This is a genomic window from Aquisalinus luteolus, from assembly GCF_009712425.2.
In the GTDB taxonomy this organism is placed as follows: Bacteria; Pseudomonadota; Alphaproteobacteria; order Caulobacterales; family Parvularculaceae; genus Aquisalinus; species Aquisalinus luteolus.
This window is the reverse complement of sequence record NZ_VCJR02000001.1, coordinates 741,116-756,197: the sequence shown is the minus strand read 5'-3', so window position 1 is coordinate 756,197 and position 15,082 is coordinate 741,116. Positions and strand designations below refer to the sequence as shown.

General features: G+C 60.4%; 14 protein-coding genes. 2 read left to right on the top strand and 12 right to left on the bottom strand.

What is annotated here, in order from left to right:
- Nucleotides 1-12 precede the first annotated feature (12 nt).
- A complete protein-coding gene (petA, locus tag FF098_RS03400) occupies nt 13-606 on the bottom strand; it encodes a ubiquinol-cytochrome c reductase iron-sulfur subunit (RefSeq protein WP_155137395.1) in 594 nt (197 codons plus the stop codon).
- A gap of 148 nt (nt 607-754) precedes the next feature.
- Between petA and FF098_RS03395 the strand changes: the two genes are divergently transcribed.
- Nucleotides 755-1,204, top strand: a complete 450-nt coding sequence (locus FF098_RS03395; protein WP_155137392.1) for a tRNA (cytidine(34)-2'-O)-methyltransferase — start codon at nt 755-757, stop codon at nt 1,202-1,204.
- 15 nt (nt 1,205-1,219) lie between these two features.
- On the opposite strand, the gene FF098_RS03390 is transcribed toward FF098_RS03395, so the two are convergent.
- On the bottom strand, nt 1,220-2,158 hold the full coding sequence (locus FF098_RS03390; protein ID WP_155137389.1) for a hypothetical protein: 939 nt from the start codon (nt 2,156-2,158) through the stop codon (nt 1,220-1,222).
- Nucleotides 2,159-2,270: 112 nt separating this feature from the next.
- Here FF098_RS03390 and hemF point away from each other — a divergent pair, with 112 nt between their 5' ends.
- Nucleotides 2,271-3,164, top strand: a complete 894-nt coding sequence (gene hemF, locus FF098_RS03385; protein ID WP_155137386.1) for an oxygen-dependent coproporphyrinogen oxidase — start codon at nt 2,271-2,273, stop codon at nt 3,162-3,164.
- 59 nt (nt 3,165-3,223) lie between these two features.
- Here hemF and FF098_RS03380 read toward each other — a convergent pair whose 3' ends face one another.
- The 10 genes from FF098_RS03380 to FF098_RS03335 form a co-directional block, all read right to left on the bottom strand.
- Entirely contained in the window at nt 3,224-3,691 is a 468-nt protein-coding gene (locus FF098_RS03380; protein ID WP_155137381.1) for a hypothetical protein, read from the bottom strand.
- 156 nt (nt 3,692-3,847) lie between these two features.
- The gene (locus FF098_RS03375; RefSeq protein WP_155137378.1) at nt 3,848-5,065 is read right to left on the bottom strand and encodes a TIGR03087 family PEP-CTERM/XrtA system glycosyltransferase; all 1,218 of its coding nucleotides are present in this window, start codon (nt 5,063-5,065) and stop codon (nt 3,848-3,850) included.
- 4 nt (nt 5,066-5,069) lie between these two features.
- Nucleotides 5,070-6,149, bottom strand: a complete 1,080-nt coding sequence (locus FF098_RS03370) for a FemAB family XrtA/PEP-CTERM system-associated protein (RefSeq protein ID WP_155137375.1) — start codon at nt 6,147-6,149, stop codon at nt 5,070-5,072.
- Nucleotides 6,146-6,982, bottom strand: a complete 837-nt coding sequence (locus FF098_RS03365; RefSeq protein ID WP_205967429.1) for an XrtA system polysaccharide deacetylase — start codon at nt 6,980-6,982, stop codon at nt 6,146-6,148. Before FF098_RS03365 ends, FF098_RS03370 begins: the two co-directional genes overlap by 4 nt.
- An 86-nt stretch (nt 6,983-7,068) precedes the next feature.
- Nucleotides 7,069-8,865, bottom strand: a complete 1,797-nt coding sequence (locus tag FF098_RS03360; protein WP_155137369.1) for an ExeA family protein — start codon at nt 8,863-8,865, stop codon at nt 7,069-7,071.
- Nucleotides 8,866-8,892: 27 nt separating this feature from the next.
- Nucleotides 8,893-10,671, bottom strand: coding sequence for a TIGR03016 family PEP-CTERM system-associated outer membrane protein (locus FF098_RS03355; RefSeq protein ID WP_155137365.1), 1,779 nt, complete (start codon nt 10,669-10,671; stop codon nt 8,893-8,895).
- A 3-nt stretch (nt 10,672-10,674) separates the two neighbouring features.
- The gene (locus FF098_RS03350) at nt 10,675-11,682 is read right to left on the bottom strand and encodes a P-loop NTPase family protein (RefSeq protein WP_155137361.1); all 1,008 of its coding nucleotides are present in this window, start codon (nt 11,680-11,682) and stop codon (nt 10,675-10,677) included.
- The gene (locus FF098_RS03345) at nt 11,679-13,235 is read right to left on the bottom strand and encodes an XrtA system polysaccharide chain length determinant (protein WP_155137357.1); all 1,557 of its coding nucleotides are present in this window, start codon (nt 13,233-13,235) and stop codon (nt 11,679-11,681) included. The genes FF098_RS03350 and FF098_RS03345 overlap by 4 nt, the downstream gene beginning before the upstream one ends.
- Nucleotides 13,236-13,294: 59 nt before the next feature.
- Nucleotides 13,295-13,984: an XrtA/PEP-CTERM system exopolysaccharide export protein gene (locus FF098_RS03340; RefSeq protein WP_166426414.1), complete on the bottom strand. Its 690-nt coding sequence runs from the start codon at nt 13,982-13,984 to the stop codon at nt 13,295-13,297.
- A gap of 235 nt (nt 13,985-14,219) precedes the next feature.
- Nucleotides 14,220-14,930 carry an exopolysaccharide biosynthesis polyprenyl glycosylphosphotransferase gene (locus tag FF098_RS03335; protein WP_205967360.1) on the bottom strand — a complete coding sequence of 237 codons (711 nt, stop codon included), beginning with the start codon at nt 14,928-14,930 and terminating at the stop codon, nt 14,220-14,222.
- Nucleotides 14,931-15,082: the final 152 nt, after the last annotated feature.

The following is a 15,082-nucleotide window of genomic DNA, read 5'->3' as shown; positions in this document are numbered from 1 at the left end:
TCTTGTCCTCTCCTAGCCGATCCGAAGCGTCGTTTCGGTAAGAAACGCATAGGGCGGAACATCAAGGTTCTGCGGTGCCGGCCCCTTGCGGATGCGACCGGACGTATCATAGTGCGAGCCGTGGCATGGGCAGAACCAGCCATTGTAGTCGCCCTTGTTGTCGCCTTCGTCGGTGCCGAGCGGCACGCAACCAAGGTGGGTACAGACGCCGAGAACGATCATCCATGCCGGATTTTCGACGCGGTTATCGTCGGTCGCTTCCGGGCTGCCGCCGAGATTTTCATTCCGGGCAACCGGGTCTTTCAGGGCCGTCAGCGGTACGGCGCGGGCTTCCTCGATCTCGCGTTCCGTCCGGTGACGGATGAAGACCGGCTTGCCCTGCCACATCACCTTGATTCCCGAGCCAACCTCGACGGCACCGATGTCGACTTCCTTCGTCGCCAGCGCGCGTACAGAGGCATCAGGGTTCATCTGATGGACCAGCGGAATCGCAATGCCGATACCGGCTGCAGCAGCAGCGCTGCCAGCCAGCAGGTGGATGAAATCGCGGCGGGAGGGTTCTTCGTGACCTTCGCCAGCCGCCGGGGCATCTGTTGTGGAACTCATGGCTACCCTTTGAGTTTGACGGTAAATTTCGAGCGGGTTTGACATGACTTCCCTGTAAAGTCCAGTACTCACAACGCCCGTTTGGCAGGGCATGGTGTCGCAAACGGCACGGATGACAAAGGCGCCGTTTCAGGCCCATAAAAGCTCAATGCGCCTTGTCCTCTATCAACCCGAAATAGCCGCCAATGTCGGGGCCGCCATCCGCATCTGTGCCTGCTTCGCGGCCGGGCTGGATATCATCGAGCCATGCGGTTTTCCCTTCAAACACAAGGACATAAGAAGGGTGGGTATGGATTATGGCGCCCTCTCGCAGCCTCTCCGCCATGATTCATGGGCTGCCTATGGTGATGGCGACCATGGCTACAGCCGCCTGATCCTGCTCACCACAAAAGGCGACAGCGATATCGGCAAGGTGGAATTCAGGCCCGATGACCGGATCATGGTCGGGCAGGAAAGCGCCGGTGTGCCCGATGATGTGCGTCGCAGCTGTCACCTCGCCGTGCGAATCCCCCTCGCCCCGAACGCCCGGTCCCTGAACATGGCGGTATCGGCAGCGATTGCACTGGCGGAGGCGCGGCGGCAGCTTGGTTATGAGTAAGTGGCGTCAAGCGCCCTACAGGAATTCGTGACCGCCGGAATAACGGTGGCGCAGCACGTCCACTGCCTTGGTGTCCTGCAGGATCAGGTCGTAGTAATCGCCTGAGGCGTCGCAGGCGAGACGCGCGTCATTCTCGTTGCCCGGCTGTTGCGTCGCCATGATCAGCCCGACCTTTTCGTCCCCGAGCTGATTGTTCAGCACCACCCGCACCTCATCGAGGACGATCATGGCATGGGTCTCGTCATAGTCAGGCAGGATATCACTGGCCCCGCGCACCACCGCGCCAAGCCGGGTCTGCATTTCCATATGGGTCGCCGGGCCGATTGCGGCGAGATAGCGGTTGAAGTCAAATGGCTCGCCCAGCATGCCGCCATAGAGCCAGGTGTGACAGGTCATCGGGTCATTGTCGCTCAGCGTGGCGATGACGACCCTGATCTGTTCGACAGCGGAAATGAGATCGCTCGCCTGCGCCCGGGCCATGTAATAGGGGAATGCCGACTGGAGGATTTCCTGGTCCGCCTCCATCAGCGATGCCAGCAGGGCATCTTCCCCGCCGCGGCGATAGGCAGCAGCGAGACGCGTACGAATCTGGGCGGAGCGGTTCGGCTCGCGCTCGAGCACTGCATCGAAGAAGGGATCGTTGAGGCCCGTCATGGCATCTTCTACAGCGTCTGAAACGACCTCCTCGGGAATTTCCGGGGTAACTATCGCAGCAGCAGCGGTTTCGCCAGCAGCCTCCCCCGCATATTGATCAAGCCGGGGCTGGACGAACGGGCTGATGACCGATGGCAGGAAAGCATAGCCCGCAATGGCACCGGCGATGACCATGATGCCACCCACCGACTTCTTTGCCTTCGCCCCTGCCAATGGGGAAACAAGCCAGCCGAGCACCAGACCGGCGATCATGCCGGCGCTGCATGCCAAGGCTATAATAAGGATTTCGTCCCAGCTCATCACATCCCCCTCCTCACCTTAACAGTAAAATGCCAGCCGGGCCGTGACAATCTGCGCATTTCAACATCCTGAAGCAGGTTGCAGTTCGGCAACACCTGAATAAAGTGCGCCAATGGATAATCTTGATTCTAGCGGGATAACCGAGAAAAAACGCCGGGCTGCGGAGTGGTTCGCCAGCCTGCGCGATCAGCTGTGCGCGGCCTTCGAGACGCTCGAGACCGAGGCCGACCCTGCCCTGTATGGCGAATCGGCCCCCGGGCGATTCGTTCGCACCGACTGGCAACGGTCAAAAACAGGTACCGACGAAGGCGGCGGCACCATGGCGCTGATGCATGGCAAGGTGTTCGAAAAGGTCGGGGTGCATATCTCCACCGTCCATGGCGAGTTCTCGCCGGAGTTCCGCGCGCAGATACCGGGCGCGGAGGAAGACCCCCGCTTCTGGGCCGCCGGCATTTCGCTCATCGCCCATACCCGCAATCCCCACGCGCCGGCGGCGCATATGAACACGCGGATGATTGCAACGACGAAGACATGGTTCGGCGGCGGCGGCGACCTCAACCCGATGATGGATGCCTATCGCGGCGAAACCCACGAGGATACTCTGGCCTTCCATGCGGCCTTCAAGAGTGCCTGCGATCGTCATCACGAAGACTATTATCCGCGCTTCAAGGCATGGTGCGACGAGTATTTCTTCCTGCCCCACCGGGGCGAAGCCCGCGGCGTCGGCGGCATTTTCTATGACCGGCACGACAGCGGCGACTGGGAGGCTGACTTTGCCTTTACCCAGGACGTCGGCAAGGCGTTCCTGGGGTCATACCCGGCGCTGGTCGGCAAGCGCATGAACCAGAAGTGGACCAAGGATGAACGCGAGGAACAGCTGATCCGTCGTGGGCGCTACGCCGAGTTCAACCTTCTTTATGACCGCGGCACCCAGTTCGGGCTGAAGACCGGCGGCAATGTCGACGCTATCCTGTCTTCCCTGCCCCCTGAAGCCAAATGGCCCTGACATGAAAAAACGCGCCCCGGAGAGGAGCGCGTTCATGTTTTCGGTACCGGTATTCAGGTCTAGTCGGACTTGCTGCTCATCGAGCTCATGCCGACGAGGATCGTCAGCAGCGATGCGGCAAGCGCCGCCCACATGAACCACTGGACATCGCCCAGCATGTCGCGCTGCCAGATCTGATAGAGCAGCGTGCCGGAGGCGGCCGTGCCGGCAGCACCGGACAGGAATGTCAGGAAACCGGAAATCCCGGCAAGGAACGGCAGCAGGCCGAGAACGCCGATGATCGCGGCAACCGCACTAACGGCAACGGCGGCATAGACAACCCAGCCGGTAATGCCGTTTTGCGGTTCGCAGCCATCCGCGAGCGGATTGAAGTTCAGCTCCATCGCGCAATCGACAGACGTGCCGACATAGGCAGCACCGGTTACCATGTCAGTGCCCTGACCGGTAAAGGCGCCTTCGCTCGTTTGCTCGAGCAGCGGCGCATAGATGAACAGGCCGGCGATGACGAGCGGCAGAATAATTCTCATGAAAGGCATAACTATCCCCAAACTGGTTTCTTCCCGGAGCGAGGTTAACCTTTCCACAGGGGATCAACAAGTCTCAATTATATGACACGCAAGGATTGCGCGTTTGGAGTTTTATAAAGGAAATCAGGTGTTTGGATCGGTCTTTGGAAGCGGTTCCTAAATTCCGTGCCCATCGAGTACATTGCCCAGAAGCGTTAACTGGGCTCCCCAGCTGCCCGTGGCGACCATGTGTGTGCGAGCCGCCTGTCCGATAGCGACGGCAGTATTCTCGTCCTGCAACAATGCGACTATGCGATCGCGGAATGCCTCCGCCCCATCGGCGATGAAGAAGTGCTCGCCGGGTATTGCGGCGATACCGGTCGCGGCGCCGGGGCTGGCGATGACCGGGCGGGCCATGGCCATGGCTTCCAGCACCTTGTTCTGGACACCGCGGGCAATCTGCAATGGCGCAACGGCGATGCGAGCCGCCGCAAGCCAGGGGCGCATATCCTCCACCCTGCCGGTGACGGTGATGCCGGGCAGGTCGGCGAGCTTGCTGACTGTTGCAGTCGGTCGTGCGCCGACGATGGCGAAGGTCAGGTCAGGGTCAGCCTGGCGCAGCTGCGGCCAGACCGCATCAGCGAACCATGTCACCGCCTCGACATTGGGCTGGTAGTCCATCGCACCGTTGAAGATGAGGTCGACACGCTGGTCGAGCGGCGTGAAATCGGCTTCAGGATCGAAATAGTCCGTATCGACACCATTGCCGTACCAGCCAATGTTTTCGGGGTCAGCCTGCGGGTGGGCCTTGACGATGGCCGCCTCTTCCGCCGTGATCAGGAAAGTGTGGCTCGCGCGGCGGGAGATGGCGGCTTCGGCGTCGGCCAGCACCCTGCCCTCCCGGGCATAGAGCGCGGACATGGGAAAGGATGCCTGGTCGCCATAGCTCGACCATTTGGCGCTGTCGGCGTCGACCAGATCGGCGAAGACGGGACAGGCGGCCCTTTCAAGGTAAGGCATGACAGCAGCCGAAAAGCCGAAGGCAGCATCAACACCACGCCCCAGCGTTTGGGCTACCCAGTCCGTCATCTCTTTGCTGCGATAGAAGTCGAACGTCATCGGCCTGCCATTGGCAAGCGCTGTCAGCGAACGCAGGCGGGCTAACCGGGGATCGATCTTCACCGCTTTCACGTCATCACAGAACTGCGCGAGATGATCGACATGGACCATGTCAGCCGGGTCATCGACGAAGAACCCGCAGGAAAGCCTGTAGCGGTCAGCCAGGTAGCGGAACAGCCGCCATGAGCGGATCTTGTCGCCCTTGTCCGGTGGCCACGGAATGCGGTGCACCAGCAATAGTGCACTCTTGCGATTATCGGCAGGTGCCTGGCTCATCGCCCTAGCCCAGCTGTCTGGCGATCAGCGGTCCCAGCCGGTTGGCCATGAACAGGGGCATCCTGCTCCAGACATTTGTTAGCAGCCGGAATTTGGGGTTGTTCGGATTGATGTCCGGCATCTCGTCCGCCTTGACGAGGTAATAGTGATAGGCAAGCGGCTGAGGATCGAAACCCCAATAGCGCTTGTAGTCATAGGCGCCGGTGCCTGTCTTGGAACGTCCGAAATCAAAGCTTGTGCAGCCCCGCTCCGCGGCATGGCGCATCTGTGACCAGTACATATAGTCATAGGCATGCAGCGACCGGGCCGCAGGCGATGCGCCGCCATAATAGGGCATGACGGTGCCCTTGTGATAAAAGCTGACGAGCCCCGCGACAGGCGTGCCGGAGGCGAGCACGACCGAGACATCCATATCCGCGCCGAAGGCCGCGGCAAGGTTGGTAATGAGGTGTTTCGACAGGACCGGCGTGCCGAGATTTCGCACGCTTTCCGCATAAAGAGCATAGAAAGTGTCGATGTCACCAGCACGATCGACCGCCAGATCACCGACCTCGGCCGCCTTGATGCCCTTGCGCACATCTGCGCGTTTCTTGCGCGGGATCGCGGAGAGATTCTCCTCCGGATCTGCCGGAATATCCTTAACGAAGCCGGCATAGGTCGCGTCTTTCGTCTGCCAGTCAGGTGCAGCCGCGCCACCGCGCAGTTCGACATAATCGACACCCCGCTCCTGCCCCAGCCGCTCGGCAGCGGCCATTAGAGAAGCCTCGGCTGCGGCATCATCCGCAAGCACGCCCCCGCCGACGGTGAAGGCTGTCGATATCAGCGCCCTGCCGAATAGCGGGCTGCGAACATGGATCAGCGGCAGTATGCCGTTGATATTGCCGTCCGGGGCATTTGCGATGAGGAAGACCGCTTCGTGGCCGTAGGTCTGGCCGATGACCTTGCCCCACTCGAAACGATGAAAAAAGGACGAGTGCGGATGAGCGAGAACATAGTCATTCCATGCGCGCGCATCCGACGGCTGCGCCCGGCGCACCGTACAGGCCGCTTGTTGCGGAGCGATGGAGGAAACAGGCGCGTTCATGCTGCCACCTGCAGGGGCTGGAGCGGAAACACGTCGTCCATGCGCCGCCAGGTGTAGTTGGTGAGCAGCTTTTCCAGCCTGGCTTCCATGCGGTCCAGATTGGTATAATGGCGCAGGCGAGACTTCGCGCTGATCCCGTCGACGCGCGGCTGGCCGGGATCAACCTCCCACGGATGAAAATAGAAGACGGCGGACCCGCCCTCGCCCTCGATCAGGCGCTGTAACAGGTGCTTCGACCAGGCATAGGGCAGCAGCCTGAACCAGCCGCCCCCGGCACAGGAAAAGCGCTTGCCCCATGCATCGACCGTGGAGACCGGAATCTCTACGAAGTCGGACCCCTCGATCGGATGCCAGGCGTGGCGCGGTGCCTCCGGCATGCCGTAATGATCGTGCACGATAGGGTGTACGGAGGAGCTGTAGAGATGGCCTGCCTCGGCGAGGATTTCGAATGCCCATGGCGTGCGGGAATCGATGGAGAACCCGGCGGCGCGGTAGCCATTGGCCGGCTTGCCAGTGACATCCTCAAGGATCTTTTTCGTCCTTGTCACGTCAGCGCGAAACTCGTCCGGTGTCTGGTCGAACACCTTCATATGCTCATAGCCGTGGCTGCCGACCTCGTGACCCGCCTCGACAATATCGCGCATCAGTGACGGGCAACGCTCTGCCACCCAGCCGAGGGTAAAGAAGGTCGCCGTCGTGCCGGTGCGGGCGAACAGGTCGAGCACACGGCGCGTCGTGTCTTCCACGCGCAGGGAGTAACTGTCCCAGTCCTGACGGTTGATGACGCTCGACAGCGCCCAGACCTGGAAATAGTCCTCGACATCCACAGACATGACGTGAACGCCGTTTTTCCGGGGGATGGGGCGATCAGGACCGGCGGCGCGGCGCTGGTCGCCAATGCTGTGGTCCTGAGCCATCGTCAGTTTCTTTCCTGCAGGCGATCAAGCATGGTCTCGACATTGTGGAGCTTGTCTTTCAGCAAGCCATTGCGGCTGTTCTGCCAGGCTTCGATCTCGGTGATCTTGTCGTTCACGACCTGCATTGACTGTTCCAGGTCGCCTAGGCCGCTGCGGACTTCTTCGAGAAAGGTCTCCAGATCTGATTTCAGCGTTGCGACGCGTTCCCTGCGGGCATCGGGATCGCCCTCGGCAACAGCCTGTTCCAGCACATTTCCATCCTCGAATTGTGTGCGCAATTGCCGGCCGAGCTCCTCGAAATCGTCATTCGTATCTGCCTCAGGCGCAACGGCAACGGGCACATCGTCCGATACGGCCTGCTCGTCGCTGGCACCAGACCCTGGGAAATATTTGCGTTTCGCGGCCTGCAGCCGGTCCAGTACGCTCATCGGGTAATCCTCCTCTGTCCTGCTCTCCGGCTGCGCGGCGACAGGCACTTCAGGCTCTTCTTCAATTTCGGTGTCGTGGCTGTTCTCTTCTTGGGCAGCCATGACGTCATTGTTTTCGGTTTCTTCAAATTCATCAGCATGGGGCGCTGTTTCCTCGCGCTGTGTGCTGAAAATCGGATAGACATTGCTCGGGCTCTCAGGAGCGGATTCAAAGACCGGCTCAGCCTCAGAGGCAATATCGGCATAGTCATCGGCAGCGTAGCCGTTCTCATCGAAAGGCGCTTCCTCGCTGACGCCCAATGTAACGACGTCGTCGGGCGCAACATCGGCATCGGTACTCTCTTCACCCTGGGGCTCATCCCCGGAAGCGAGGACAGCAGCGGCCTCGTCGATCGCCTCATCGAGGGTATCATCCGCAAGGACATCGTCCTGATATGGCTCTTCCTCTACCGGCAAGGAAATATCGGCTTGTGACCCGGCACTGACATAATCTGGCTGGTCCTGTACGGGGATAAAATCTTCCCCCGGTTCCTCGACCTGCTCTTCCCGGGTGAGGCCCATTTCCTGATCCAGATCGTCGATCACGGCCTGGACGCAGGCGGCATCGACAAAGTCCTTCTCGTCCAAGGCCGTCTGCAGCAGAACCCGCGCGCACAGCTTGTTGATGCGCCGAGGCACACCGCCCGTATGACGATAGATCAGGTCCTGCGCGCGATCGGTGAACAGCGACTGCTCATCCTTGAAGCCAGCCGCATAAAGTCGGTGGTCGATATAGGCGGCGGTCTCGTCGCGGGTGAGCGGAGAGACATGATAGGAGGCAATCACCCGCTGGCGGAACTGTTCCATGTCCGAGCGCGCAATCATGTCCTGCATCTCGCTCTGCCCGATCAGGAATATCTGCAACAGCGGCAGGCCGTCATAGGACAAGTTCGTCAGGATACGCAGCTCTTCCAGCGTCTGCGGCGAGAGGTTCTGCGCTTCATCGACGATCAGCACAGCCTGGCGGCCATCGCCGACCTGATCGGTCAGGAATTCCTGCAATGCTTCGATACTGGCGCTTGCCCCGGTGCCAGCCGGTTCTATCCGGAAAGCGGACAAAACCTGTGACAGCGTCTCGCCCGGCGCGACGTGACTGATATCCATGGTCGCGGCGACGATCTGGCTGTTGTCGAGACCATTGAGCAGTTGATGCACCAGCGTCGTCTTGCCGACGCCAGTATCGCCGGTGATGACGACAAACCCCTCCGCCTGCTGGATGCCATATTGCAGGTACGACATCGCCTTGCGATGGGTCGGGCTGTCAAAATAGAAATACGGGTCAGCGCTCAGCTTGAACGGCGCTTTGATCAACCCGAAATAATCTTCAATCATTTCAACACCCTGGCGGCGTCGCGCCGGTTAAAAGTCGTAACTCAGGCCGACGGTGACCGAGTTTTCAACGTATTCATTGGCAGGTGTATCGGCAAAACGTTGGCTTCTGCTTAATGCCGCAAAGGCATTCAGGTCGCGGAACAGCAGGTAATCAAGCCCAGCGGAGAGGATCAGCGTGCGCGTGTCGAGGGCGAGGCCCTCGCCGCTTTGGCAGATCGCCTGCAGCATGGCGTCGGTCATGCCTGCATTGTCCGGATTCTGGCGCAGCGCCGTCAGACAGTCTTCCAGGCTGCCGCCGATCTCGCCACTGGAATCCTGATAATTGGCGCGGGCATAGGCATCGAGGCGACGGGAAATACGGTGATTGAGCAATCCGGAAATGGACCAGGTGTCGATCTCCTCGAACCCGAAATCGGACTTGTCATAACCGGTGCGCAACACGAGCGAACTGCGCGGTGCCTGGGCGATCATATCGGCATAGACACCTGTGGAGCGCGACAGGCCTGCCTGCTGGCGCGTCAGGTCGGACAGGCCCTCGTTGAATTCCAGCACGCGCTCGAGAATATTCTCGGAGGTCAGATTGCCTAGCTGGCGCAACTCCTCCGCATAGGACAGGGTTTCTTCCTGCAGCACGTTGAAGCGCTCAGCCTGTGCCTGTGCCGTCGTCATCAGGCGGTTATTGGCGGACAGGCGGAATTGCAGCCGGCTTGAATACCGCCAGGACGCGGAGGCATCGACCCATGTGCCGCCATAGCGCTCGCCAAGCTCCAGGCTCGCCTCGCTGCGGCGACCGGGTGTCAGCGCGACACCGGCCTTCCAGAAGGTACCGCTGAGGTCGTCATCATCGAACGGGCTGGTGCCATTGGTCTCGACATCATCATAGCCGACGGTGCCAACCAGAGAGACCTTGCGGTTCATGGCATAGCGCAGATCGCCGGAAATGCTGGCCTGGCTGAAATCGACCTCCGGCAATACCTGGCTGCCTGTTTCCTCCGTCGAATTGGCAAAGGCGCGGACGGAAAAGCCGACGCGATCGAACAGGCGGCCGCTGGAATATTCCGCGATCAGTTCGTGTGACTGCGAGTCATTGAGATAATCATCAATGCCCTCCACCGACTGGTCGTCATCGACAGAAACCGCGACATAGCGGTAGCGCGCCTCAATCGTGGCCTCGCTGCCGAGCCGGCGGAACAGATACGGGCTGGCGCTGACGGCGTAGGAATTGGCAAGGCGCTGATTGCCGGCCAGTGACGTGCCGCCTGAAGAGCGCGTCGTCTCGTCCAGCGCCTGTTCGCGGGCCGATGCAGCAAGGTCGAAGTAGAACAGATTATCGACCAGCTTTGTCGTGCCGCCCGCAATCACGTTCGGGCTGAAGACGGTGCGGTCGTAGAGGGCCTCGCCGCCGACTTCCGGCGGATTTAGATAGCTGCCAACCTCGATCGAGCCATTGACGATGCCCTTGAACCGAACGCGATCGACCAGCGCCCCGCCCGACATGTAAACGGAGGCGAGCGCATCCTGTTGTTCAAAGCCCTCAGGGGCAAGCTCGACATTGTCCGAATACGTCACCCTTGGGCTGACCCGCAGCACATAGGAGAGCGGCCTTGCCTCATAGGCCTGGCGGCTTGCACGGTCGCCCGGCTGGGTTCCCGCAGTTTCCGGGAGAGCTGTCGTATTCTGGCGACCTTCGAGATAGCGCTCGGACAATCTCTCGCGGGTATCCTGGCTTTGTGCGTAGGCTGACGGCACAACGCTGCCGGCGGCAACGCCAGCCAGCAGGGAGAGCCTGAGGAGCCGCGCCATCATGTCCTACCGCTCCCTGCGGTTCAAATGGCTGGATTTCAGTTCAGAACCCTTTGTGTAATATTCCTCATAGGAACCGTAATGAGCCGCAGCCTGCGGTGCGAGGCACTTGTTCAGGATAAGCGAGATGTTCTCGTTGTTATCGAGCAGTTCTTCCAGAGCGATCGCCACAGCCGGTTCCGGCGTTTCATTGGCCTCGACGAGGAAGATGGTCTCATCGACATGGCGAGCGAGAACGACCGCCTCTGGCGTCGCCAGCACCGGGGGTGCATCGAAAATGATGATGCGGTCCGGATAACGGCGGGAGACTTCCTCAACAAACTCAGCCATTTCCTCGCTGGCGAAAAGCTCGATCGGATTGACCTTCGCCCTGCCCTGGCTGAGCAGCGACAGCGGATAAGTGCCCTCTCTTACGATCAGCTCTTCCATCGGTGTCGAAGAATCGAGCACCCGGTCTGTCAGCCCCTCGCCCGCCTCAAGCCCGAAATGATGAAAGACTTTCGGGCGCGGCACATCGGCATCGATGAGCAGCACACTGATATTGTCTTCCAGCGCCAGGCTGAGCGCGAGGTTGATGGCAGAAAAGGTCTTCCCCTCTGCCGGACGCGTAGAGGTGAACAGAACGGTGTTGCGCACCGGGCCGCGGGGTGTCGGGCGGCGGCGGCTGGAGTTTTCGGTGCGATAGAAATTGAGACGGCGCAGGAGGCGGCGTTTGACCGCCCGCATTTCAAGCGCCAGCCGCTTGTCTTTCGTATCCGGCACGAGGAAGCCCTGCCTGGCCAGCAAATCCTTGTTCAGTTCGAACACCCGGCTCCAATCGGTATTGTCCAGATCGAGGTCGAGATCGTCCTCGGAGAACTGCTCTTCTTGTGGCTGGACCACCGGCAGGTTGCGATCGGCACTGGCGCGGTTGGTCGCCCGGCTCTCTGACCGATCTCCAGCAGCCTCATGCCGGGTGTCGTCTTCGTTACGTGTATTGCGCTGTGCGTTTGTGGCGCGTTCGATCAGACTCATACAGCCTCGCTTGCGGCCAGAAGGCCGGGTCTGGTGTCGTCCGCATCGACATGGATTTCATGGAGCCAGAACAGGGCGCAGGCGGTCACGAACAGCAACCCTGCAACACCGACAATGGCGGTCTGGTCAAAAAAGTTTTCGCGGCGGCGGGCCGGCGTCTGCGCCGGCGAAATGGCGCCGAGGACAGGCAGGCCCAGCGCCTTCTCAAGGTCACTGGCCTGGGTATAGGTGCGGTCGATCTGGGCCAGCAGGAACGCAACACCCACACCGGCACCAAGGGCAAGCACGAACACCGCAAGGCTCATCAACCCGCGCGGCGGCCAGGTCGGTTCTGCTGCGATTGTCGGCGCTTCGTAGAGATTGTAGTCGACAGTGCCACCACCCTCCGACAGGGAGGCGGTGATCGACTGGCGCTCACGCTCGGACAGGAGGTCCTTGTAGCTGGACTCGATCTGCTCGTAATTGCGCATGATCTCCTGCAGCTCGGCCTGCACGGCCGGTACCTGGCTTGCCGTCAGGGTCAGCTGCTCGATCTCCGTGCGAAGGTCAGCCTGGCGCTGGCGCAGCACGGCAAGTTCATCCTCGACAACGCGAATGGACGCTTCGAGGCGCTGGTACTCCGGATTGTTCGGCAGGCTGGCGCCGCCATTTTCAAGCTCGGCGATACGCGCCTTCAGGGCGATGATGTCCGGGTAATTGTCGCGGTACTGGCTTTGCAGCTGGGCAAGTTGCAGCTTCAGCTGGTCAAGCTCCGTACCCGACGAATTGCGCGGCGTCGTAGCAAGCTCGCCGATCAGTGTCTGGCGGCGGCGGGTCGACTGTTCGATGGAAAATTCGATACCGGACAGCTCACCCTCTTTCTGATCAAGGCGGCGGGTCTGGTTTTCATTGCCCGTCAGCTCGTCCGCATTCTCCCTGCGGAAGGCGGCGATTTCCTGGTCCTTATCCGAAAGCAGCGCTTCATAGCGCTGAATCTCCCGGTCGAGGCGTGACAGGGCCGTCTCGCTCTGGGAAATGGCAGTCCCCACATCCTTCTCGATGAACTGATCGACAACAGCAGCGACGATGCGCTGGGCCATTACCGGGCTCTTGTCCATGTAGGAGATCGTATAATACTGCTCTTCGGAACTGGAGATCTTGATGCCTTCGCCAAGCGACTGGATCTTCCGTTGCAGGAGGACATTGCGGATACGCTCCTGCTCGGCTGCATTGCCCGGCGCGCGTTCCGCGGCAGCAGTAGCGATCTCCTGATCGATACCGACTTCGGCAATGACCTGTTCGAGGTTTTCACGTGACAGCAATTGTAGCGTCATGACCCGCACGCGCTTTTCGAAATCGGCGCGTCGGGCGCTTTCTTCCAGCGTCTCGTTCAGAGCCGTGTCGGTGTCGACATAGATCTGCGCGCGGGATTCGTAATTGTCCGGCATCAGGATGATGGCGAGCCAACCGATGGCGGCCAGCAACCAAGCGACGGACAGGACCAGCCAGCGGCGGGTCCATAACCCCACGGCATAGCGGACAATCGGTCCGGGAAGATCGTTCAAGGTCAGCACTGTACTCGTTACCCTCTCGCCGTCGCCCTTCCCGAAGGGCCGGCATATTATTGCCTGATCTAGAAAATGCTTTCAGGGATCAGGATGACATCGCCCGGCAGCACCGGCACATTCGCTTTCACATCCGCACGGCGCATCAGGTCGTCGAGCTGCAGACGATAGCTGCGCTTGTTCTCGCCCTGCCCGCGGATCAGAACCGCCTTGTTGCCGGCGGCGAATTCCGTCAGTCCGCCGACGGCAACCATGACATCAAGCACGGTCATGCCGGCCTGATAGGGCAGCGCGACAGGGCGCTGCGCCTCGCCCAGCACCCTGACCTGCTGGTCAAAGGTCGAGGAGAATTTCTTTACGCTGACGGTGACTTCCGGATTGCGGACATATTCAGACAACTGACGCTGCAGGTCGACGGCGAGCTGTGTCGGCGACTTGCCGGCGGCCTGCATGTCCTGCACCAGCGGTGTGGAGATGCGCCCGTCCGGACGGACGGTAACATCGCCGGACAGCTCCGGCGCGCGCCAGACGAAAATGTTCAGTTCATCGAGGGGGCCGATCAGATATTCAGGCGATGCCTGTAGAAGCGTGCCCTGGGACTGTTGTTGAACGGCTGCTTGCGAAGCTTGGCCGGGACCTTGTCCGGGAATTGGCCCGCGCCCGAGGGAATCGCTGATCGATCCCGGTGGTGTCGAACTGCAGGCAGCCACGAGCAACAACAACAGTGCCGCCCCCAGTTTCGATACAAAAAACTTCATACTCGTCATCTGTCAGTCCTCTCCTCGCCCTGCAGGTGCGAGGTCTGTGCCGAATCTCGGCTTAACCAACGATTTTGCACATCTTTCTGGTGCAAACCGCTTCATTACTCGCGTTCAGGACCCGCCGGCACGAATGGGGCTCGTTCCAGACGGGCGGAAATTAACGCCTTTATTCTTTATGGCCCGTTAAGAAACATCCCCCGCCGTCACAAAACGGCACAATTTCCTGCTGGTCCTATCGGCTGCCCGTCCCCAGAAGCGCGACCGATACGGTGCGCACGATGATGAACAGATCGAGGATCAGGCTGTGGTTCTTGATGTAATAAAGGTCATAGCGCAGCTTCATGCGCGCATCCTCGACCGATGCCCCGTATTCGTAATTGATCTGCGCCCAGCCGGTCAGGCCCGGTTTGACCCGGTGGCGCTCCTCGTAATGGGGGATCTGTTCGTTCAGGATGGCCGTGAATTCAGGCCGTTCCGGGCGCGGGCCGACAAAGCTCATGTCACCACGGAGGATGTTGATTGCCTGCGGGATCTCGTCGATCCGTGTCTTGCGGATGATCTTGCCGATCCAGGTAACGCGCGCATCGTTCGTTCCTGCCCATTTGGCACCATCGCGCTCTGCATCGACTGTCATGGAGCGGAATTTCAGGATGCGGAAATGGCGCCCATGACGCCCGACACGGGTCTGGCTGTAGAAAACAGGTCCGCGAGAGGTCAGCCTGATCAGCGCGGCGACCGTCAACAGCAGCGGCAGCGTGAACAGGATGAGCGCCAGGCTGATGATGATATCGCTGAGCCGCTTGCCGCCACGCACCCACAGATCGCCGCGAACGACGGGAATACCGTCGATCTCCTGCTCGGCGAACAACTCCAGATTTACCCGCCCGTCCAAATGCTCAACCCCAGACTTGTCAGCATCCATAATGATGGACTTACGCAGCAAGTGAGTGAAAGGTTTCCGCCAGAGGCGCCCGGGAACAGCAAAAAAGAGCGCTTTTCGCGCAGAACGGTGCAAGGAGCCCAGATAAAGGAGGGCAAGACATCCCGACAGGATGACTTGTATAAACAGGACAGTAACAGGAATGCCCCAGATGT